A 21076-nucleotide genomic window follows, 5' to 3' on the forward strand; every position below is an offset into this window, starting at 1 on the left:
CACTATGCGACGGCCAAGTCGGCATAGCGACGGACGTGATCTGCGTGACCACCGAGCTCGCCCTCGATCACCGTCAGCCGCTTGAAGTAACGGCCGACCGGCAGTTCGTCGGTTGTTCCCATGCCGCCATGCAGCTGCACTGCCTGCTGACCGACGAACCGGCCGGCCTCGGCCGCAGTGGCCTTCGCGGCGCTGGCGAGGCGGCCGCGTTCCTGCCATCCGCCATCCAGCGAGGCCACTGCGCGCCGCGCGATCGCATATGTCCGCCGTGCTGCAATGTGCATGTCGACTAGGCGATGCTGCACCACCTGAAAACGAGCGATGGGTTGGCCGAACTGCTCGCGCTGCTTGGCGTAGGCCGCAGTATCTGCGACGAGCCGACGCATCAGGGCTGCCGCTTCAATGGCGAGACAGGCAATAGCCTCGTCCGTAGCCGCAGTAAGCAGCTCGTCCGCCCCGCCTTTTAGAAGCACGGCCCTGGCGTCGATGAAGCGCAAGTCGGTAGCGAACCGTCCGTCGATAGTCGGGTAGCTTCGGCCCGTAACGCCCCGCTGATCGCGCGAAGCCACCAGCAGCGCCGTGCCGCCGCGCTCCGTTCGTGCAGCAACCAGCAGGAAGGCTGCATCCGCGTCGTCCACAACGAGCAGCGCGTCGCCGTCGAGCCGCCACCCCGTGGCGGTCGGCGTGGCGCTGATCTTGCCGCGCAGGCGACGATCGATTCCGGCCACCGCTACGCGCTCGCCGTGCAAAGCGATAGCGCGCAGCAGTCCATCCGACTCTTCGGTGGCCGCGTCCACCAGCAGCCTCACGGCCACGACGGCCGTATCTAGATATGGGCTCGGCCGACAGTGCTCGCCCAGCGCCTCGAAGACTGGCGCGATTGCCGCTGCGCCTAGCCCGAGGCCACCGAGGCGTTCGGGCACGCGCAACGCCGTCGCTCCCATCTCCACCAGTCTGGCCCACGTGTCCTTCCGGTCAGCGCTTGCAAAACACTTGCTCAGGGTATCGCCAAACGCGCTGTGTTCGTCCGCGTCGTTCATGGCCACATACCTTGGTCAATTCGTGGAAGACCGCCTTGATTCAATTCGGCGCGAAGCGCGGTCTTCAACACCTTGCCCGCGGGCGACAAGGGCAGCGCTTGGACAAAACTCACAGACTTGGGTACTTTGTACCCGGCAATCAGCTCGCGACAGTGACATCGGAGCGTTTCAGCGTCGCAACTTGCACCGGCGCGTAGCACGGCCACCGCATGTACACGTTCGCCCCACCGCTGGTCGGGCAATCCTATGACGGCGACCTGGTGCACGGCAGTATGACTGGCGAGCGCATTCTCAACCTCGGCGGAGTAGACGTTCTCGCCGCCAGTGATGATCATGTCCTTCAGTCGATCAACGACCGTCAAATAGCCGGCCTCGTCCATCCGGCCGAGGTCCCCCGTGTGCATCCAGCCGCCGCGCAGGGCGTCGGCCGTCGCTTCGGGCATGCCCCAATACCCGAGCATGACGCCGCCACCGCGCACGACGATCTCGCCCACCTCGCCTGGCGGCAACTCATCATCGCGGTGATCGACCACGCGAACTTCGGCGGCGATGGTCGCACGCCCCGCGACCCCTTGCAGGCCTGCTGCGCGCGCCTGAGCGCCGTGCTCATCCGGCCCCAACATCGCGGCGATCGGTGAGACTTCGGTCATGCCATAGGCCTGCACGAACCCGACCTGGGGCAGCATTCTCATTGCATGCTCCAGCAGTGCGTCGTCGATCGGCGATGCGCCATAGACGACCCGCTCCAAGCTTGCTGCGCGCGCCGGATCGAAGCAGGGGTCCGTCAGTAGCGCTCGCAGCATCGTCGGCACCAAGAAGACATCCGTAGCCCTTTCCCGCTCGATCATGGAAAGCACTGGCGCCGGCTCGAATTGAGGGAGAAAGATGTGCGTCGTGCCGGCGAGCATCGACGTGTAAACCGCCGATTGTGCGCCGATATGAAACAGCGGCGCGACGTTAAGATAACTGCGGCCTGGCCGTGCGCCAGGAAAGGTCAAATACCCCGTGGCTGAGGCGAGCAGGTTGGCGTGGCTGAGCATCACGCCCTTGGATCGCCCTGTCGTACCACCGGTATAAAGAATTGCGGCAAGCGCCTGACCTCCCAGCCGCACATCGGAGATCGCTTCGCCGCGCGCCAGCCAGGCCGCACCGTCCTCGACCCCGCTGGCGCGATCGCCACCGCCCAACTGAATGACTAGCGTAAGCGCCGGCGCCGCCGCGCGGATGGCATCGACCATCGGCGCGAAATGGCAATCCACGAGCAAGACGCGGGTCTGACAATCTTCCAGCGATGCCGCGATTTCCGCCGGGGCCCAGCGCGTGTTCACGGGATTTGCGACCGCACCCGCCCAGTAGGTTCCAAAAAGATAATCGAGGTAGTGCGCCCCGTTGCGCGCGAGCAACGCGACGCGATCGCCTTCGCGCACTCCCGACGCTCGCAAGGCACCCGCGAAACGTGCAACGTCATTCATCAGCTCTCGCCAGCTTCGCCGGCTGTCACCGTCGACACAGGCCAGCGCGTCTGGCGACCGCTGCACCAGCCGATGGAGCGATTGCGTGAGGTAACTCATGAAGCGTTCTCCCGCTCGCGATCGATCCGGATATCAGTCCTCAGGCGCAATCGTGACGCTCAGTCCATTGAGCGCCTCCGCAAACCGGATCTGGCAAGAGAGGCGAGAATATTGAGTTCGATGCTCCGAGCTGTCGAGCAGGTCGCTCTCGTCCTCGCTTAACGGCTCGAGACGCTGCCAGTCTTCAGGACCGACATAGACATGGCAGGTTGCACACGAACAGCTTCCGCCGCACATCGCGAGCAGCTCGTCGAAGCCGCCATCACGAATAATCTCCATGACGCTTAGGCCGGGCTCCGCCGCCAGAACATGATCACGCTGATCACGCGTCGTCACCATCAACTCAGGCAATATTACCTCCACAACTTGTCCGGCCACACATTCTGCAACGCGTGATGGTCCGGACTTTTACCGCTCCAGAAGTCCCTCGAGCTCGTCATAGTAGCGAACGATTGTGCTTTCGAGCCCGCAATAGACCGTGCTCTCCGGCACGCCGGCCGTCAGGCCGGCTTGGCAGATCTCGGCTGCTCGGAAATCCTCCCCGCCAAACACGCTTATGATGAGATCATAAGAGCGCTTGAACACGTCCTCGGCCTTCGCCGTGGTCGCTGGCTCCGGAGTAAGCATATAATAATGCACCGTCGTCCGGTTCACGCCGCAGGGCATCAGGATCATGATGCTGATGTAATATTGGCTGGCAACCAAAACTACATTCGGAAAAGCAGTATATGCGTAGGTAACCAACTTGTGAATGTTCGCATTTGGATCTTCGTCAATCATCGAAGGAACATACCCAGCTCTACCTGAGACCTGCCGCACGTTGACGCCAAATGAGTCGGTGACAGATGGGGCATCGGTGAACAATGCACCGATCGACGCCGCGTGCAGTCGCTGGACGTGATAGCCCTCCAAGAACGGCTCGAGAACGACCTTCCAGTTCGCCTTCAGGTCGAAGACCTTTCGATCATAGACATGGGCGTCCGGAATACCGAGGGCGGTGAAATCGTCCGCAATCTGCGCGTGAAGTGGAGAGAAGTCGGCCACTTCGCCATTGAGTTGCGCATAGATCACGCCACCCCACACCCGCGACGGCAACTCCTTCAACCCGCGCTCGCTCTTGAGCAATCCGTCGAACGTTTCCGCGCGCGCTACCCCGATCAGCTTGCCGTCGATGCCATAGGTCCATGCGTGATAAGGGCAGACCATCCTTCCCTGCTTGTGGACGGCACAATCCTCGATCAGCTTCGATCCCTTGTGCTGACACGCATTGATGAAAACCTTGAATTCGTCGCTGCGCGTCCGCGATACGAGCAGTGGCTTGCCGTACGCCTCGATGGCGACGACCGACCCTGGTTCGGGCAGGAGGGCTGTAAGTGTGACGGGCACTGCATAGCGCCTAAAGACCTTCGCCTGCTCCTCGTCGTACCGCTCGGAACCAGTGAAGATCGCGTTCGGGCGGCTCGCCGCAAGCGGCGTAAAGACGATGTCCTTTTCGGCCGGGATGCGCCGGATCGACTCCTGCTGGCTGTCGGTCAGGTCGGCCAAACGCGTGATGCGGCGTTCAGCCGCCTTTTCCCGAGCGGGCGGCTCAATCTTCGCGGGATAGTTCATGTCCGTCTCTCCTTTCGTCAGTATAGCCCCCGCTTAATCTAATGACAATAGGTTTTAGGCATCCTTGAGCGGTATCGTAGCGTCGGCCAGCCGGATAGGCTCGACGCTGGCGCCTGCTTCAACCAGCTTGCGGCCTTGGACATAATCCTTCACGGCATTGACACAGTCGAGCGCGATGACCCTGCCGTGCTTTAGGTAAATGACAGAAAAGCTGCGCAACGCTAGGTCGCCTCGCATGACCACCGCATCGTGCCCTGTTGAGAGGCCGACTGTTTGGAGCTTGAGGTCGTACTGGTTGGACCAGAACCACGGCACCGCATCGTATGGCACCTCACTGCCGGTCAACACACGCGCAACGACTGAAGCCTGGTCATTGGCGTTCTGCACCGACTCCACTCGGATATCGGCCCCGTCTGCAAACCGATTGCTGTGCAGCGCGCAATCGCCGATCGCGAAAACATCGGGCAAGCTGGTGCGGCATAACCCATCCACCCGCACCCCGTTGTCCCCGATCGCTCCTGCCGACAGCAGCGGGCCCACCGCAGGCACAATGCCAATCCCGACGATCACCATCTGAGCGGGCACGACTTCGCCGTCCGCGAGTCTCACGCCGCTCACTTTGTTGCGATCGCCGAGAACGCAATCGACCTTCGTCCCGAGGCGAATGTCGACTCCATGGTCACGATGCGCCGCCTCATAAAATCGCGATAAGGGCGCCCCGGCGACTCGCGCCAGAACCCGGTCGAGTGCCTCCAACAAAACCACGGCCTTTCCGGACTTGGCCAGGATGGCCGCCGCCTCGAGTCCGATATAGCCGCCGCCGATCACCACCGCTTGCGCGACCCCGTCCAGCTCGGTACGCATACGATCGACGTCCGCACGGGTGCGTACCGTATGCACTCCACTCAAGTCGTGCCCGTCGCAGCCGAGCCGCCGCGCGTGCCCGCCGGCTGCCCAAATCAACGAGCCGTAAGCAATATGCTCACCGTGTTCGGTTGCCACCGCGTGGTCGTCTGGGTCCACCGCCGTCACCGTTTGGCCCAGGAGCATGTTGACCTGCCGCTCTTTCCAGAACGCCGGAGAGCGTAGCAGGATACGATCGAACGGCTTCTCCCCGGCAAGGTATTCCTTCGAAAGTGGTGGACGTTCGTATGGCAAGTCGGGCTCGGCCCCAATCATTAGAATCGAGCCTTCAAAATTTCGTTGCCTGAGCGCTATGGCGACCTGGGCACCTCCATGTCCGGCACCGACGATCACGACATCATATGTCTGCACGGTACCTCCTGCCTCCTTTCGATCCGTCCAGGCCCGCTTTTACGGGCTAGGAAAGTTAGCGGTGTAAGCTTTGGCCACGCTTCGGCGCCAGCGGAATGCGGAGTGGGCCAGATTGACTCATACGCTCGTCGTGACCGGCAGGTGACGCACTAGGAACTCGATCATGCTCGTATTGAACGCGTCGTTGCGGTCGCCCGCGACCATGTGGCCGGCACCACTGACGTTCGCCACCTCTAAACTCGGCAGCTGAGAGCGGAAGGCCTCGACGCCCGCATCGCTCACCACATCGCTGCTCAATCCTCGCACCAACATGACCGAAAGCTCGCCCGCCCTCGCGAGCGCGGCCGCGGACCGCTGAACCACCCGTTGATGATCAGTGGAGCGAGTTTGCGTGATACGAGGGTCCCAATGCCAATAGAGCCGTCCGTTCTCGCGAAGGCGCAAGTTGCGCATCAGGCCGCTCGTATCGCGGGGTGGCGGGCGGAGCGGATTGTAAGCGGCCACCGCGCTAGACGCCTCTTCCAGATCGGCAAAGCCGTCAGGATTGGCGCGCATAAAGGCGACGATTCGATCCACCCCGGACGCTTCCGGTTGGGGCACGATGTCAACGAGCACTAGGGCGGTCGGAGTAAGCCCGCCGGCGACAGCATGTATTGCGGTGGCGCCACCCAAGGAGGCGCCGACGAGCGCGTACCGCCCTTTGAAGTCAGCAACGATCACCCGGAGGTCTGCGACACGGTCGTCAAGACTGTATGCCCCATCATCAGACCAGCCGCTGTCGCCATGCCCGCGCGCATCGAAACTGACGACCCGGTACCCGCGCGCGACGAGGGCGAGCATCGCACCGGACCAACTGTGTCGTGTCTGCCCTCCACCGTGCAGGAGCACAACGCCCGGAGCCGCCGCAGGCCCGGCGACATCCGCCACTAGATCGAGACCATCGCTCGATCGATAGTGATGCGCCGTGACCTGCTCGACCTTGTTTCCGCTACGCGTCGTCGCGACAGGCGAACTGCTCACGTCCATCGCCGGCCCTCACCCTGCTATTCTAATAAGGTTAGGTTTTGTATAGCGGTGCTTCCCGGAGGTAGCAACATCCTTGGATGCAGACTATCGGAACTCGTATAAGGAATGTCGGCGTGCCACAGAAGACGGCCCAAGCTATGAGGAAATCCATCGCGCCGAAAGGCGCATCGCGCGTCCCCCGTGCGGGGAGGCCCTCCACTGCGCTAATCACCCGAGAGGCCGCTGCCAAAGCGGCACTAGCGGTCATCGACGAGAGCGGGCTTGAGGCGCTCAGCTTGCAGAGTGTCGCGAAGACTTTGGGGGTCAGTGCCCCATCGCTCTACCATCACTTTAGCAACAAGGAAGAGCTGCTCACTCAGATAGCCCGAGCGTTACTGGTCGAGATTGGTCGCGAGCAGGAGCGCTGGTCGGGCGATTGGAACGAGCGAATGATCGAGCTCAGCCTCGCAACCCGGCGTGTGATGCTTCGCCATCCGAACGCCGCACCGTTAGTTCTCCGTTTTTTTCCTCGGCAGGTGATGCTGCAGGCCTACGAGAACGCCATCGTTGATTGCCCCTACCCGGTGGAGGTCCGCATGGTGATCAACGAGCTCGTCGAACATATGACCTATGGAGCATCGCTCTTCGCGGCCGCAGCAGAAGCGCACCATATACCGGTTATGCCGATAGTGGATGAAGAGCGGTTTCCGAATCTCGCGCAGGCGATAAGGGCCGGAGAACAGGACGCTGAAACTCGCTTCGTGGAAGGCCTCCGCACAGTGCTTGCCGGCTTTCAAGCACGGTTTGGCCAAGGCGGGTAGAGCACGACTGCGCCGTCCGACTTGGACCGCCCAACTACGCCTGGGACACAGCTTCCTTCAGGAGCATTGCAATCTCGCCGGGATGCTCAAGCATAATCTCGTGACCGCGCGGTAAACACAGCGTGCGCCAGCCCAACGCCAGGGTCCGCTCGCACGACGCGGTGATAGAGGTAGGCTTTTCCCACCCGGTCGCAAGAACTAATGTCTTATCAGCAATGCGGTCGAGATCGGCGCTGATCGCCACGGGTTGTGTTATAGCGGAAAGCGGATGCGGGCGGGATTGATGATCGACTCACGCCGCGAACTCATCGGCAACCTTGCAGGACGCGGCCGAAATGGAAGGGATCTTCCACCCGTCGCCAAGCTGCTCCGCAGTGTCCATTATTATGTCTGGCGTTGCGGGCAGAAGCAGGCCCCCGACGCGCTTACCACGTTCGACGACAAAGGCATAAGGATAGGATTGGCTGTTTAATCAATTTAGCCGCGGAACCTGCCACTACGCTGATCTCAGTCATTGTTCACCTCATACGCACGCCGACTTGCGGTCTGCCAAGATGAGGTCCGCAGCGCGCCAAGCCATCGCCATCGTAGGTCCTTGGGTATTGCCCGCCGGAATGACCGGCATGATGGAGGTATCTATGACACGCAGACCCTTTACCCCTCGAACCCACAGGCGGGGATCGACCACGGATTGAGCGTCGTTTCCCATGCGGCAGCTCCCAACCGCGTGATAGCCGCACGTGCCAAAGCGGTCATAGGCGTCGAGGATTTCGGCATCGCTCTGGTAAGCAGGACCGGGAAGTGTTTCCTCCTCGATGATCTCGGCGAGAGGAGACCGGGCGGCGTAGTCGCGCACTACCCTAACAGCGCCAATCATTGCCTGACGGTCGGCTTCGTTAGCACGGTAGTTTGGCGAGAACGTTGCTGGCGCACTCGGATCCGTCGTAGAGATGTGGATGCTCCCGCGGGATGTCGGGCGCAAAACGTAAAGCACAACGTTCATGCCCGGAAAACGCTCCACATCGCGACGCTGCTTGGCCATATCGAAAGAGAACGGCGCCACTAACATCTGCGCATCAGGGCGGTTCAGCCCCGGTCGCGTGCGGAACCATCCACCGATCTCATAAGCGGCAGCCGACATCGGGCCGTCTCCCGTCAAATAGTAGCGCACTGTCGATGCGAGCAGTCGCCAGCCATGGAAATGCTTGTTGTGCGATACGTCGCGTCGCAGCTTCCATTGCACAATCAGTCCTCGATGCTCGATCAGTCCTTCGCCAACTTGACCACTTTCATGAACGAGGGGAATGCCGAGCTTGGCGAGACGCCTGGCATCCCCAACGCCTGATCGTTCGAGAATGCCCGGACTTGCCATTGCGCCGCCGCATACGATGATCTCGCGCCGAGCAGTGACCTGCTCAACCGTTCGATCTCGCAGATACTCGACGCCGACGGCGCGCTTGCCCTCGAAGACAACACGGTTGACAGTGCAGTCCGTGAGAACGGTGAGATTTGCGCGCTTCTCCGCCGGCCGCAGGAACGCGACAGCCGCGCTTTGTCGTTTGCCTCGCGAGATCGTGCGAGGAGCATAGCCGATCCCATCGGCATTGTCGGGTGCGTTGATGTCAACTTTGCGAGGCCAGCCCATCGCCTCGCCTGCCCTGATCTGCGCTTCAGAAAGGGCGTCGCGCATGGTCGGCATAGAAATGCGCAACGGGCCTCGATCGCCGCGCGTCTCTTCTTTGCCGAGCTCGTGGTTCTCGAGCGCAGCATAGGCCGGGCCGATGTGCTCCCAATTCCAGTCGTCGCTCGACAATTCCGCAATGCTGTCGAAATCCGCCGGTTGACCTCGAACGTACATCATACCGTTGATTGCGGTCGACCCGCCAAGCACCCTTCCCCGTGTCCAATTCTCTGCTTTGCCAGCGGTAGAATCGTGGGGCTCGCCTGGGTAAATCCAAGAATGTTTGGGGTTGGCCATAACCTTGACCACGCCTTTGGGCATGGCGATGAAGGGATTGGTATCACGTGGGCCCGCCTCGATCAGGCAAACCGTGTTCGCTGGATCCTCAGTCAGACGATATGCCAGGACGCAGCCTGCCGCCCCCGCGCCAACGATGACGTAGTCGAACTGATCCAAAGCCCTCTCCTCGTCGGCCTTCCTGCCAACCTTATCTACTCGCGTTCGATAAGCAGGGTCGATGTCGTCGCGCAACCCTCGCCACCGACTAAACCGCGAAAAATCTATTGCCATTAGATACTCGCTTTTCTAGCATCCCTAAAAGGGCAAGACGGAAAATTCCGTCGCGGAGAGGAAATTCATGGCTCAAACCTTGCCAGCAGCGATCGCGTGGTGGGCGCGAATGCGCGGCGATCAGCCTGTGGTGATCCTGAATGGCGATGTTCTGACCTATGCGGCATACAAGGCATGGTCGGATCGAGTAGCGGCCATGCTGATCGCGGATGGGCTCGAACCCGGTGACCGGGTCGCCATCTGCTCGGCCAACAGTCTTGCTTATGTCGCCTTGATTATGGGGATCATCCGGGCGGGCGGCATCGCTAACCCGGTCAATTTTCGATATACGACGCGCGAAATCGCTGACCTGTGCGAAACGACGGAGCCGCGGTTCGCCTTCGCGGCCGATGACCACATCGAACGCATGGCCGCTGCGGGGCTGGCACCACGGGCAATGAGCGAAATCGACGCGCTGCGTACCGGTGCGCCCGCGATACTGGACCGCGATGTCGACCCAGACGCTCCGGTCGTGATCATCGCCACCTCCGGCTCAACAGCGAAGCCAAAGGGTGTCGTCTTCACCCACCGCACAATGACAGCCTATGCATCGAATTGGGCGCTTGAGGAGACGACTTCCGGCCCAGGATCGCGGATCATAAGCCTGGCGCCGCTCAATACCTCCGCCGGGTTCGTGCAGCTAATACACTACGGTATTCAAGGCTGCACGCTCTACATGCTTCCACAGTTCGTCGCGGCCGACGCACTCCGGCTGATCGAGCAAGAAAAGATCAACTGCTTCGGGGCAGTGCCCGCTTTCTTCGAATTCATCGCCGCCTTGCCAGAATTCGCTGAGGCGGATGTCTCGTCGCTGCGATATGCCACCGCGGGCGGGGCGCGGGTCGGCAGGCAACTCATGGATACATGGAGAGCTAAGGGGGTCACGATCCGGCAGATTTATGGGCAGACGGAGGTCGGCGGTAACGCGACCATCATGCCAGAACATCTCGCAACAGACTCGCCGGACAAATGCGGTTGGGGCGGCTTGTTCAACGATTTGCGAGTCGTTCGACCGGACGGGAGCGATTGCGATCCGGGCGAGGCAGGCGAGATCCTATTGCGTGCGCCGGGTATGATGGTCGGGTACTGGCGGAACCCCGAGGAGACCACTAAGGCCATTCGAAACGGCTGGCTCTATTCCGGCGACATCGGCAAGCTGGACGAGCAGGGTTTACTGACATTCGTTGATCGGATGAAAGATCTCATCATTTCCGGCGGACTGAATATTTCTGCTGCGGAGATCGAACGGGTCGTTTGCGAGTTTCCTGGAGTGATTGAGGCTCTGGCGATCGCGGCACCGGACCCTCGCTTTGGGGAAACGCCGCTTGTCGTGTACCACGGCGATGTCGAAGTAGATGTGACGGCACTTATCGAATATTGCGGCACGAACCTCTCCAACTATAAAATACCCCGTTATGTGGCATTCTCGCCTGAGCCGCTTCCTCGGCTCGCGACGGGCAAGTTGTCCAAACCCGCCCTTCGCCAACTCTATGCAGGCGCCCATAAGCGCCTAACGCGCGTGCGCTGAGGAAAGCCGATGAACAGTCAGTCTACCGCAACAGGCCCTGCACTCGGCAATCCGCCGCCGCAGGTGCAGCCGCATCTGATCTTCAACTTCGACATTCATCATGATCCTCGGATCACCGAGGATGTCCAAGGGAGCTTTGCCGCCACCTTGTCGGAGGCGCCCGACATCTTTTGGACAACATGCAATGGCGGTCATTGGGTGGTCAAATCGTTCGATGGCATCACCCGCATCGTCACCGATCCTGAGCATTTCTCTGCGCGTGAGATGCAAATACCCCGTGTCGAAAACCCACCTTTTATGATACCACTTAATCTCGACCCACCCGATAATCTCCCATATCGGCGGGCGCTTGCCCCAATGTTCGGGCCCGTGGCGGTGAAGTCGATGGAGCCCGGCATCCGAGAATGGGCCGTTCGTTTCGTCGACGCCGTCGCGGGCAGGGGCGAGTGCGACTTCCAGACCGAGGTCTCGAAAATTTACCCAGTCAGCGTGTTCATGGAGCTGATGGGCATGGACCTGTGCCGGCTCGCAGAATTCCGTAGGATCGCGGAAGACTTTTTTGCCTGCGATAATAACGAAGTCGAACTGGGGCGCCTGGTCGGCGTGATCCAAGGCGTGCTGGTCGAGCTCCTTGCCGAGAAGCAGCGGGAGCCAGACGACAAGCTGATGTCCCACCTTCTCAATGTGGACGTCGGTGGCCGCACGATGCGAGACGACGAGATCCTTGCGATGGCGTTTGTCCTGTTTTTGGGAGGGATGGATACAGTCACGAACGTGACCGGGTTCGCTTTTCAGCAGCTGGCGCAAATGCCTGATGTACAGGCACGCCTGGCGAACGATCCCTCATTATGCGCAGCCTTCGCTGACGAGGCGATCCGCCTCTACGGCGTGGTAAATACGCCGCGGCTCGTGGTCAAAGACAAGGATATTGGCGACGCCAAACTCCGCCCGGGCGAAATGGTCCTGTCAATACTTTGCCTAGGCAGTCGCGACCCAGCGAAGTTTGATCGACCAAACGTCTTTGACCTTGACCGCAAGCGCGCCGCCCATCTGACCTTCTCAACCGGACCACATCTGTGCGTCGGCCATGTGCTCGGCCGGACCGAATTGCGCGTACTGACGGAAGAATGGGTGAAACGCATTCCTTCCTTTAGCGCCAGTCCCGGCGAGAGCCACGCCTTCCGTATGGGCACGGTGATGGCACTGGAACACCTGCCGATCCAGTGGTCGCCCGCGTGACCCGCGGCGACGGTGCGGACGCACCATATTGGGAGGGATTGGCTACCGGTCGGCTAATGCTGCCGCGGTGCGACGGCTGCGATCGCTGGATGTGGCCTGCGGGACGCCGCTGCGGGCTTTGCGGCACGATCGGCTCGCACTGGGTTGAGCGTTCGATGGCGGCGACGGTCTTTTCCTGGACGCGCACTTGGCATCGCTTCGGGATGACCGAGTCGCTCGAGTTGCCTTTCACCAGCGTGGTGGCGGCGGTCGACAACTGCGGCGTGCGCCTGTTGGGACTGCTGGAAGACCCCGACCGCATCGATCCGCGCATCGGCGAGGCTCTGGTTGGCAGACCCAGCCATACCTTGGTTGGCGCCGATCAGATCCCGACTATCCGATGGAGTCGTATCTCTTGACGCACCCCTTGTTCGGAACGACCGCGATCGCCGGCGTCGGTGTAAAGCAGTACAAGCGCGGAGCGGCGCCGCTGCCCGAACGTAGCGTGCTGGTGGACGCTATCCTAACCGCCTGCGCTGAAGCCGGGCTTGATCCGGCGGACGTCGACGGGTTCGTCTCGTATGGCGACGATAAGAACGAACCCGTGCGGCTGATGCCGGAATTGGGCACGCGCGAACTGCGTTGGTCGGCCCAGGTGTGGGGCGGCGGCGGCGGAGGCATTGCGGGAGCGTTCGGGGTCGCCGCCAGTGCGATACTCACGGGTCAGGCGCGCGCCGTCATCGTCTTCCGGGCCCTAGTGGAGGGGTCGAGTGGGCGCATGTCGGCCGCAGTCATGGCTCACCACCTTAACGACCATCTGCTCGCCTCAGGCGTAGTGTCGCCCGCCCAAACCTGTGCGATCAGGGCCAACCGCTTGTTCAATCATCATGGGGTGGCCCCAGAGATCGCAGAGGAGCTGGTTCGCGCGGCTTATCACCATGGCAGCCGAAATCCGGAGGCGGTCAGTTATGGTCGCACCTTTGATGTCGAAACCCTACGCAACTCGCGCATGATTTCCGAGCCGTTTCGCCTGTTTGACTGCAGTCGCGAGAACGACGGGGCAGGCGCGCTACTGCTCGTATCGTCTGAAGTCGCGCGCGATCTTGCCAAGCCTCCCATATATTTGCTTGGCTGTGCTCAGGGAGCTGAGGCCGGGTGGGGCGATCTGCTCGAGAACGACGCTGCGGAACTCTACGCCACGGCCGGCCTCGGACCGATTGCGCGACGGCTTTATGCCGAGACGGGCCTCTCGCCAGACGATATCGATGTCCTCCAGATCTACGAAAACTTTGACGCGCAGGGTATTATGTCGATAATTGATCATGGCTTCTGCTCATACGGGAATGCGGCCGAGGTAATCCGATTTGAGAATCTAATCTCCGACGGCGGGAAGCTGCCGATCAACACGTCAGGGGGCAATCTGGCGCAAGGTTTCATTCACGGGATCGGCTTGCCGATTGAAGCGGTCAGGCAATTGCGAGGGGAAAGCGCCAACCCGGTAGCCGGCGCTCGCACCTGCCTGCTTGCCGGCGGCCCCGGCGCGCCGACCGTGAGTTCGGCAATTTTTTCAAATCGGATACCGTAGGCGGCGAAGCTCGGCGCGATCGCACCGTCACTCCCTCATAATCGGCTGCCGGGCTACTTCGCGTTCCACGTACAAATCCGCGGCACCGAAGTCGGCAGAGATGGCCATGAGCCGCTTCACAAAACGACCGATTGCCAGTTCTTCGGTCATACCCATGCCGCCATGCAATTGGATTGCGTTCTGGCCGATGAAGCGGCTCGCGTCATCGACAACCAGCTTCGCGGACGCGGCCGACAAAGCCCGCCGATCGGCCGACTCTCCGAGGGTCAGCGTTGCTAAGTAGACGGCCGATGTCGCCATTTCAAGATGGATCAGCATGTCGGCGAGGCGATGGCGCACCACCTGAAAGCTAGATAGCGTCGTCCCAAACTGCCGGCGCTGCTTCACGTAAGACTTTGTGTCCTCGAGCAGCCGCCGCATCAGTCCCAGCGCCTCGGCACAGCCGGCGGTGATCGCGCGATCGGCAATCTCCAGAACCAGTGGGTAAGCGTCCCCCTTCGTCAGGCGCGCTGCGTCGGGCACGGCGACGCCGTCGAAGCTGATGTCAGCCGCCCAGCGTCCGTCGAGGGTCGCAAAGTCGTCCGTCAGCACGCCAGGTAACGACTTGTCGACGAGGAAGAGTGCGAGACTGGCGTGGGTTCCGTCGTCGTCCTCAACGCGCGCGAGCACCACGAGATGTGACGCCCACGGAGCGGCGGTCACGATCCTCTTGCGGCCGTGGAGCCGCCATCCCTCCATCTGGCGCACAGCACTAGTCGCTACGGCACGCGGATCAATTCCCATCCCGGGCTCGGCCGACGCATAGGCCACCAGCATCTCGCCCTCGAGTACCTTTCCGAGCGCATTGGCCGCGGTCTCGCCCCCGCAGCGGGCGAAGAGACCCGCGCCGATGACGACCGTCTCGAGGTACGGTTCCCGGACGAGAGCTGCGCCGAGTTCCTCCATGATAATCATGTGCTCGATTGGTCCCCCGCCGAGCCCCCCTCGCTCGCACTCGACCGCCGCACCTAGGACACCAAGCTCATGCGCAAGGCAGTGCCAGATGTCGATGCGCCGGGACCCTGCCGCCGACGTGCCGGCCGAACAGGGCGTCTCGGCCTGGCGCGACCGCAACACGCCCGCGACGCTGTCTCGCAACAGCGTCTGTTCATCGCTGAATGTAAAATCCATTTTCAGGGGTCGCTACTGGAGGAGTATCTTGGCGACGATGTCGCGCTGGATCTCGTTGGTGCCGGCATAAATCGAAGCCGCGCGATCGTTCAGGTAGGTCGCGAGGGCGACACCGCGCCCGGTATCCTCGGGGCGGTCTGGCATCCTGAGGCTTTCTCGATCGGCTAACGCCAGGCCAATTTCCGTCAGCTCCTGACGTAACTCGGTCCCGCAGATTTTCGACATTGACGACACGAGCGAACCCCGTCTCTCATCCACCTCAGCGAATAGCAGTCTCAATTCGCTGACTTCCAGCGCGGATAGTCGCATCTCTGCTCGCATCAGCCGGGCTGCAAGAGTGGAGGGACAACCTCCCGATATCTCTTTCATCCATTCCAAACGGGCGCGCAGCAGCGGCGTCCACATCGATGACCGTTCGTGTCGTAAGAGGTGCTTCGCCACCGTCCACCCGTCATTCTCCTTTCCCAACAGGCCGCTCACAGGCACCCGGACATCGTCAAAGAATACTTCGTTGAGTTCGTGATCGCCGGAAATCGAAATGATCGGCCTAATCTGGATTCCTGGTAGATGGAGGTCGAACAGCAGGAAGGATATGCCGCGCTGTGGCTTGGCTTCCCGGTCGGTCCGGACGAGGCAGAACATCTTGTTCGAGAAATGCGCGTGTGTAGTCCAAGTCTTAGAGCCGTTAAGGACGTAGCAATTGCCATCCCGCTCCGCTGCCAATCGGAGCGATGCGAGGTCCGACCCGGCCTCAGGTTCGGAGTAGCCCTGGGCCCACCAATCATCACCCGAACGGATGCGAGGCAGCAGGCTCTCCTTCTGCTCCGGGGTACCGAACTCGATGATTACGGGCGCCGCCATATGCGTCGCGTTGGGAGTTAACGGCGGTGCGCCAGCGAGCGCCAGCTCACGCTTGAAGATCAGGTGCTGAGCCGGAGTCCAGCGAGTCCCGCCAAGCTCAACAGGCCAGTGCGGGACGCTCCATCCCCGGCTGGCGAGTATCCGAAACCACGCATTGGCGGCCGGATAGTCACAGTAAATTCCCGGACAATTGCGGCCTGCCTTAGCCAGCTCGGGCGTGAGTTCAGCATCTAGAAAAGCTCGCACCTCATCGCGAAACGCGAGCTCATCGGAGCTGAAAGCAAGGTCCATCGATCAGCCGCGACGCTGCGCAAAGGCAGCAATGCGTGCTTCGACGTCGGGCGCGTGTCCCTCGTTGCGATAGGTCTCATGCGCGAGCCCCGCTGTTAGCGGCAGTCCGTCGGTTTGGATCAACAGCCGCTTGTTGGCTTGTGCGCTGAACCAGCTGTTCGCTAAGATGATATCAGTCACCCGCCTAACCGCGGTCTCGAATTCATCATCCTCGAACCGGTTGTTGGCAAGGCCGATGCTAATCGCCTCGCTAGCGTCCACAGTACGACAGGTGAACATCATTTCACGGGCGCGATACGTTCCAATTCTGCGCGGCAACCGCTGACTCATGCCCCAGATCGGGGTCAGTCCCCAACGGCCATGTGTATCGGCGAAGCGTGCGCTGGCGGACGCAAGGATGATGTCGCCGGCCAGTGCCAACTCCAGCGCGCCAGTGTAGCAGTGGCCATGCACCGCGCTGATCACCGGCTGAGGCAGATTGGCGAGGCGCTCGATTACGGTCGCCTGCAGATTCAGCTGCGCGCCGCTCTCTCCGTCGTCGATAGCGCCGAGATCGTGACCCGCCGAAAAACAGCGACCTGCACCGCGCACGATTACACATCCAACAGTGTCGGGCGATGCCGCAATGCTTTCGATATGATGCCCGAGCAGCTCGAACATCTCTGTGTTGAGTGCGTTCAGCTTTTCAGGACGGTTCAACGTCAGCGTGACGAGGCCGCCCTCGTTGCTGCGCAGGACAGACGCTTCGCTCATCAGCTCATCCTTAAGCGAGTGGCAGGGGGCGGCCGGCCAACTGCTCCGCCTTGGCCCACAGCGCCTCCCCTGCTGCGCGATCGGTCACCCACGGCATGGTTCCATGCAGCGTGTCCCGAACCGCCGCAGGCTGAGCGATCGAACAGTCCTCAAGATAGGCAGACCGACCTGCCAGTTCAGGCGCCGTTGCAGCCCATAAAGTGGTCGCGGCGCCCTGCTCGACCGTCTTGTAGGTTCGTTTCGTCGGCAGCACGATATCGGTCCGGGACTGCATCGCAACATAGTCCTCCTTGGACAGGTACCGCATGAGGTCGGTTTGAATGAAACCCGGATGCACGGCCAGTGCTGTCACGCCGTGCGGCGAGAGCACATCATGGACCTTGAGTGCGAGCAGCGCACTGGCCGTTTTGGACTGGCCATAGGCTGTCCACTTGTCGTAACTTTCGTTCTCGAAATTGAGGTCGTCGCGGATGCCGGAGAAATGGTGGCCCGAAGAGGTCAAAATGACCACTCGCGCACGCGCAGCAGATCGCACCGCCGCCGCCAGTCGGCTGATCAGCGCGGCATGTCCAATGTAGTTTGTCGCCAACTGCATCTCGATGCCGCGCGAATTGCGCTCTAACGGGCAGGCCATGATACCCGCGTTTGCAATCAGCAGGTCGATTGGTCGATCGAGCGCGAGCACGTCATCCGCGAAAGCGTCGACGCTATCCAATTCGGACAGGTCGAGGGGGTACGCGAAGACTGATCCTTGTGCGCCTTCTCCGAGCCGCTCGGCAGCCGCCTCCAGCTTCGTTCTGTCTCGCGCGCCGATGCACACGTCAGCGCCTGCCGCTAGCAGCGCGCGGGCGGTCTCATAGCCGATGCCGCTGCTACCCCCCGTTACTAGGGCCAACTTGCCCGAAAGGTCCACACCTTGCATCACCTCGGTGCTGGTAGTCTCCGCCCCCATGTCGCCTGCCTTTTCTGCTGATGAGTTGATGAGCTACCGCGCGGCCTGGTTGTTGGGCGACCAGAGCCAAGGCGTCACGCCCGGCTCGGCCTCCTCGCGGAAGATCCACTTGCATAGTCGCCTAATCGGCTCGATCCCGTCCTGCGGCGATCCGAAGCCAGTGAGCGAACCGGCGGCATGGCCGAGCGTGACCAATCGCTGCCCGCCCGCGAGGGCCAGCCGGTCGGCGATCTCCGCAATGAAGCGATCGGGATAAATGCCGATCGTCTGGCAATAGGAGTCAATGCGTGGCAGCACATCATCGATCGAGTCGACCGGAACAAAATTGGCGACGCGATTGGTCAAACTCGGCGCGAAATCGACTGGCTCTGGCATTTTCGAGACGATGACTCCGCCTTCTCCGTCCCGAGTACCCACGACAGTGTAGAAATCGTCCATGAACGACGCTGCGTCGAGACTGCTCAACAGCTCGCGATTGATTCCGTTCTTGGGCTTGGTGCTAAGATGGTCGGGCAGATCAAGCAGCTTCTCGTAGGCCCTCTCGGCGAGATTCTCTGCTTTCCCGACGCCGTCTTCGTCTGAGCCGGAGAGGACATAGACGATCCGCGCGCTGGCGCAGACTTCCTGGTTCTGCCCGCCAAAGTCAGACGACACTCGCTGCGCAACGTCGTCCATGGCCTCTTCGCTCTCGAAAGCCTCTGGACCGATGATGCTGATGCTCCGCTTGGGATCAAGGGAGATCAGTTCCAAGCCGGGCTGGATGTACTTGGCGACGTGCTTGACCGACGCGAAGCCGCCCCAGGCGACGATCTTCTCGACACTGTGCGGCTGATACAGCTTGCTCTCGAATGCCTCATCGCCACCCTTCCAGTACGCGATGCTGACGTGCTTCGTAATAGGATGATCGGGTGCGAAGTCGATCATCGTCCGCGCCACCGCGATGCCTGTGAAGGGATCGTTGGACGGCGCCTTGATGATGGCGTCACCCCGGGCCACTGCGTTGCGGATGATCGTGACAGCGGACAGCACCGGGCTGTTTCCAGCCACGATGTGCAGCGCGCGCGCGCCGAACGCTCGGACGTACCGTTTGGCGCCGCGTGCGGTCGTGCGCGTCTCAACCCAGCCGTCTAGATAGTCGCGCCCGATCTGGGCTACCATGTCCTCGAGCTCCTCGCGCACGAACAGCCCAGGCATCCGCGAGAAGCCGTAACGCAGCAGCGAGGCAGTTTGGGACGCAGTCTGGAGGGTGAGATCGAACGCAGCTTGCAGATGCTGATTTTTCTCGATGTCGAGGAGCTTGCCGAGTTCCACGAGGTAATCGAGGATGTCGTCGACCGACAGATCGTACAGGTCTGTCATCAGGTTGGGATTGCCTAGGGGCAGCCGGTTGACGATCGTCGCTGGATCCGGGGCAAGAAACTCCAGGTCGCCGCCCCGACCGCCGAAGCGCATCAGGTCGGACGTGATGACCTTGCCGCGGATGATCGCCGGTGCGACTTCAAGGTCCTCATTCATTTTGAACAACGTCGCCATCGCATCCTCCTTTGCGTCAATGCGGCTCATGCGGTGGCCGCCGCCTGTATCTCCGAGAGAAAGTCCATTGCTTCCTCGTGTGCTTCGGCCGAGGCTGCGCAGCTGATCTTGTCGTCGCCGCCGCGAGAGTCGCTAAACCGGCCGATAGTGCCATTTAGATAAGGCCCGCTGCGGCCGCAGCCACATTCGCGATCCCAGCTAATCGTTACTTCATCTCCCGAGATGAACCCGCCCCAATGAGTGTCGGGCAGCAGATCATAGAAGGCGAAGCGGCCAGTGGCCGTACCCGTCCGGGGCAGCGGCTCGCTGGTATCCGGGTCAAGCACGAACGGGATGATCCATGGTGCGACGTGGTACTTGTTGTTCTCGCATAGGAGATTGTTGGCGTTCATCTCAGTCATGGCGTAGTTCATCGGCAAGTGATCAACACCCGCGAACTCCATCACCTTTACCTTCCAGTCGTCGGGCAACACCATGCCTTTGGCGCCGCCACCGGTGGAGACAACCGAGGTCGGCGCGAAAACACCGCTACGTCCTTCAGCTAACCCCTTCTGAGCGAGCGGCCAGAGGTAGGTTGGCGCGCATGCCATGAATACGCGCTGGCCAGCCAAGCTCGACGTGATATGGTCCAAGAAGGTCTGCATGTCCGCGGCCCGCGATGCCTGGTCGGTTTCAAACTCATGCAGTCGGGCGAGCAAGTTCGGCGCGATCTCCAGGCGGTCCAGATCGCCTCGAGCTTTCGCCGCGCGGAGGCGACCAGCGAGGTAGAGAATGTCTGCGCTCATCGCGCCCGGGAAAGCGGTGTGCATAAAGGTTTCGTCGCCATGGGCGATCCGCTGAAAATACTGCTCGTTGATGCGAAAATGCGCCGAGCTGCCGGAACGAAAACTGGGCGATACCACGTGCGCCTTGGGCTGGGGGTCGGCAGGCCGCGGGTCGCGGAACCTCTGAAAGCGCAGCGGATAAAGCTTCCCAAAAGCCGAGAGCTCCTGCTTCGACTTCGGGAACAGTGACACTGTGCCGCTCGTCCCCGATGAGTGATGGATACACAGATCGGTTTCCCGGTCCATAGTTTCAATCCAACTGTCGATGCTGTCACAATGAGACACGTCGACATTTTTGAGCGAGACGGTGGTGAGCTTGCCAAGCCACCCGTTGATCATCGAGAAACGGCTTTTTTCGAGAAGCGAGCTCGGATAGGACTTGTATACAGTATGCTCGAACAGCAGCGGGATGACGGCATTGACGCTGTTGATCTCGTCGATACCCTGACGGTCTGCTAGCTTTTGCAGGTAACCAACACCGTCGCGCAATTGGCCGAAGCGAATCTTCAAACCTGCCAGCTGCATCGACTCTCGATCAGCTTGGGGCATCGACCACATCCGCGTCGCCGACCAGTCGAAATACTCGACCGGATCGCTGATGAAATCCCTCACCGAAGCTGCCTCGCTCATGCTCCATCTCCTTATTCGGGCAATCAACCGACAGGCCCTACCGCTTGTGCGACAAACTCTCTTTTTTGTATCATAATCGCCCTATCGCAGCTATCAGGCCTAAGCAAGCGATATTTAA

The 21076-nt window shown here is 61.1% G+C and carries 19 protein-coding genes; 5 read left to right on the forward strand and 14 right to left on the reverse strand.

Features of this window, described 5'->3' with window-relative positions; genetic code table 11:
- Window positions 1-2 precede the first annotated feature (2 nt).
- From ACP2AD_RS10470 to ACP2AD_RS10495, 6 genes are all read right to left on the reverse strand, one after another.
- Window positions 3-1040, reverse strand: coding sequence for an acyl-CoA dehydrogenase family protein (locus ACP2AD_RS10470; RefSeq protein ID WP_425229997.1), 1038 nt, complete (start codon window positions 1038-1040; stop codon window positions 3-5).
- Window positions 1037-2611: an acyl-CoA synthetase gene (locus tag ACP2AD_RS10475; protein WP_425229998.1), complete on the reverse strand. Its 1575-nt coding sequence runs from the start codon at window positions 2609-2611 to the stop codon at window positions 1037-1039. Before ACP2AD_RS10475 ends, ACP2AD_RS10470 begins: the two co-directional genes overlap by 4 nt.
- Before the next feature lie 33 nt (window positions 2612-2644).
- Complete coding sequence (locus ACP2AD_RS10480) at window positions 2645-2962, reverse strand: 2Fe-2S iron-sulfur cluster-binding protein (protein WP_425229999.1); 318 nt, start codon at window positions 2960-2962, stop codon at window positions 2645-2647.
- Window positions 2963-3019: 57 nt separating this feature from the next.
- The gene (locus ACP2AD_RS10485) at window positions 3020-4222 is read right to left on the reverse strand and encodes an aromatic ring-hydroxylating oxygenase subunit alpha (RefSeq protein ID WP_425230000.1); all 1203 of its coding nucleotides are present in this window, start codon (window positions 4220-4222) and stop codon (window positions 3020-3022) included.
- Between the two features lie 54 nt (window positions 4223-4276).
- Window positions 4277-5497 carry an NAD(P)/FAD-dependent oxidoreductase gene (locus ACP2AD_RS10490; RefSeq protein WP_425230001.1) on the reverse strand — a complete coding sequence of 407 codons (1221 nt, stop codon included), beginning with the start codon at window positions 5495-5497 and terminating at the stop codon, window positions 4277-4279.
- Window positions 5498-5614: 117 nt separating this feature from the next.
- Window positions 5615-6523, reverse strand: a complete 909-nt coding sequence (locus ACP2AD_RS10495; RefSeq protein WP_425230002.1) for an alpha/beta fold hydrolase — start codon at window positions 6521-6523, stop codon at window positions 5615-5617.
- A 137-nt stretch (window positions 6524-6660) separates the two neighbouring features.
- Here ACP2AD_RS10495 and ACP2AD_RS10500 point away from each other — a divergent pair, with 137 nt between their 5' ends.
- Window positions 6661-7323, forward strand: coding sequence for a TetR/AcrR family transcriptional regulator (locus ACP2AD_RS10500; RefSeq protein WP_425230003.1), 663 nt, complete (start codon window positions 6661-6663; stop codon window positions 7321-7323).
- Between the two features lie 34 nt (window positions 7324-7357).
- Here the strand turns inward: ACP2AD_RS10500 and ACP2AD_RS10505 are convergent, their stop codons facing one another.
- Both ACP2AD_RS10505 and ACP2AD_RS10510 read right to left on the reverse strand, forming a co-directional pair.
- Window positions 7358-7567, reverse strand: coding sequence for a hypothetical protein (locus tag ACP2AD_RS10505; RefSeq protein WP_425230004.1), 210 nt, complete (start codon window positions 7565-7567; stop codon window positions 7358-7360).
- A 279-nt stretch (window positions 7568-7846) separates the two neighbouring features.
- Window positions 7847-9460, reverse strand: coding sequence for a GMC family oxidoreductase (locus ACP2AD_RS10510; protein ID WP_425230005.1), 1614 nt, complete (start codon window positions 9458-9460; stop codon window positions 7847-7849).
- Between the two features lie 181 nt (window positions 9461-9641).
- Between ACP2AD_RS10510 and ACP2AD_RS10515 the strand changes: the two genes are divergently transcribed.
- The 4 genes from ACP2AD_RS10515 to ACP2AD_RS10530 are packed head-to-tail and all read left to right on the forward strand — an operon-like array spanning window position 9642 to window position 13944.
- Window positions 9642-11141, forward strand: a complete 1500-nt coding sequence (locus ACP2AD_RS10515) for a class I adenylate-forming enzyme family protein (RefSeq protein WP_425230006.1) — start codon at window positions 9642-9644, stop codon at window positions 11139-11141.
- A 9-nt stretch (window positions 11142-11150) separates the two neighbouring features.
- Window positions 11151-12380 carry a cytochrome P450 gene (locus ACP2AD_RS10520; protein WP_425230007.1) on the forward strand — a complete coding sequence of 410 codons (1230 nt, stop codon included), beginning with the start codon at window positions 11151-11153 and terminating at the stop codon, window positions 12378-12380.
- The gene (locus tag ACP2AD_RS10525; protein ID WP_425230008.1) at window positions 12377-12778 is read left to right on the forward strand and encodes a Zn-ribbon domain-containing OB-fold protein; all 402 of its coding nucleotides are present in this window, start codon (window positions 12377-12379) and stop codon (window positions 12776-12778) included. Before ACP2AD_RS10520 ends, ACP2AD_RS10525 begins: the two co-directional genes overlap by 4 nt.
- An 8-nt stretch (window positions 12779-12786) precedes the next feature.
- Window positions 12787-13944 carry a thiolase C-terminal domain-containing protein gene (locus ACP2AD_RS10530; protein ID WP_425230009.1) on the forward strand — a complete coding sequence of 386 codons (1158 nt, stop codon included), beginning with the start codon at window positions 12787-12789 and terminating at the stop codon, window positions 13942-13944.
- Window positions 13945-13971: 27 nt separating this feature from the next.
- Here the strand turns inward: ACP2AD_RS10530 and ACP2AD_RS10535 are convergent, their stop codons facing one another.
- Genes ACP2AD_RS10535 through ACP2AD_RS10560 form a run of 6 tightly spaced genes read right to left on the reverse strand, consistent with a single transcriptional unit; the run spans window position 13972 to window position 20958 of the window.
- Complete coding sequence (locus tag ACP2AD_RS10535; protein WP_425230010.1) at window positions 13972-15114, reverse strand: acyl-CoA dehydrogenase family protein; 1143 nt, start codon at window positions 15112-15114, stop codon at window positions 13972-13974.
- A gap of 12 nt (window positions 15115-15126) precedes the next feature.
- Window positions 15127-16266, reverse strand: coding sequence for an acyl-CoA dehydrogenase family protein (locus ACP2AD_RS10540; RefSeq protein ID WP_425230011.1), 1140 nt, complete (start codon window positions 16264-16266; stop codon window positions 15127-15129).
- A 3-nt stretch (window positions 16267-16269) separates the two neighbouring features.
- The gene (locus ACP2AD_RS10545; RefSeq protein WP_425230012.1) at window positions 16270-17019 is read right to left on the reverse strand and encodes an enoyl-CoA hydratase/isomerase family protein; all 750 of its coding nucleotides are present in this window, start codon (window positions 17017-17019) and stop codon (window positions 16270-16272) included.
- 10 nt (window positions 17020-17029) lie between these two features.
- Window positions 17030-17971, reverse strand: a complete 942-nt coding sequence (locus ACP2AD_RS10550) for an SDR family NAD(P)-dependent oxidoreductase (protein ID WP_425230013.1) — start codon at window positions 17969-17971, stop codon at window positions 17030-17032.
- Window positions 17972-18004: 33 nt separating this feature from the next.
- Window positions 18005-19504 (reverse strand): acyl-CoA reductase, encoded by a 1500-nt coding sequence (locus tag ACP2AD_RS10555; protein WP_425230014.1) that lies wholly within the window; start codon window positions 19502-19504, stop codon window positions 18005-18007.
- A gap of 26 nt (window positions 19505-19530) precedes the next feature.
- Window positions 19531-20958, reverse strand: coding sequence for a hypothetical protein (locus tag ACP2AD_RS10560; protein WP_425230015.1), 1428 nt, complete (start codon window positions 20956-20958; stop codon window positions 19531-19533).
- Window positions 20959-21076 lie beyond the last annotated feature (118 nt).

Origin of the sequence: Sphingomonas sp. (genome assembly GCF_965248875.1) — a bacterium.
Taxonomy (GTDB): Bacteria; Pseudomonadota; Alphaproteobacteria; order Sphingomonadales; family Sphingomonadaceae; genus Sphingomonas.

Excerpts from the sequence above, each read along its gene's own strand:
- ACP2AD_RS10470 (WP_425229997.1), bottom strand. The coding sequence starts at position 1,040 with ATGAACGACGCGGACGAACACAGCGCGTTTGGCGATACCCTGAGCAAG.
- ACP2AD_RS10475 (WP_425229998.1), bottom strand. The coding sequence starts at position 2,611 with ATGAGTTACCTCACGCAATCGCTCCATCGGCTGGTGCAGCGGTCGCCA.
- ACP2AD_RS10485 (WP_425230000.1), bottom strand. The coding sequence starts at position 4,222 with ATGAACTATCCCGCGAAGATTGAGCCGCCCGCTCGGGAAAAGGCGGCT.
- ACP2AD_RS10495 (WP_425230002.1), bottom strand. The coding sequence starts at position 6,523 with ATGGACGTGAGCAGTTCGCCTGTCGCGACGACGCGTAGCGGAAACAAG.
- ACP2AD_RS10500 (WP_425230003.1), top strand. The coding sequence starts at position 6,661 with ATGAGGAAATCCATCGCGCCGAAAGGCGCATCGCGCGTCCCCCGTGCG.
- ACP2AD_RS10515 (WP_425230006.1), top strand. The coding sequence starts at position 9,642 with ATGGCTCAAACCTTGCCAGCAGCGATCGCGTGGTGGGCGCGAATGCGC.
- ACP2AD_RS10520 (WP_425230007.1), top strand. The coding sequence starts at position 11,151 with ATGAACAGTCAGTCTACCGCAACAGGCCCTGCACTCGGCAATCCGCCG.
- ACP2AD_RS10535 (WP_425230010.1), bottom strand. The coding sequence starts at position 15,114 with ATGGATTTTACATTCAGCGATGAACAGACGCTGTTGCGAGACAGCGTC.
- ACP2AD_RS10540 (WP_425230011.1), bottom strand. The coding sequence starts at position 16,266 with ATGGACCTTGCTTTCAGCTCCGATGAGCTCGCGTTTCGCGATGAGGTG.
- ACP2AD_RS10545 (WP_425230012.1), bottom strand. The coding sequence starts at position 17,019 with ATGAGCGAAGCGTCTGTCCTGCGCAGCAACGAGGGCGGCCTCGTCACG.
- ACP2AD_RS10550 (WP_425230013.1), bottom strand. The coding sequence starts at position 17,971 with ATGGGGGCGGAGACTACCAGCACCGAGGTGATGCAAGGTGTGGACCTT.
- ACP2AD_RS10555 (WP_425230014.1), bottom strand. The coding sequence starts at position 19,504 with ATGGCGACGTTGTTCAAAATGAATGAGGACCTTGAAGTCGCACCGGCG.
- ACP2AD_RS10560 (WP_425230015.1), bottom strand. The coding sequence starts at position 20,958 with ATGAGCGAGGCAGCTTCGGTGAGGGATTTCATCAGCGATCCGGTCGAG.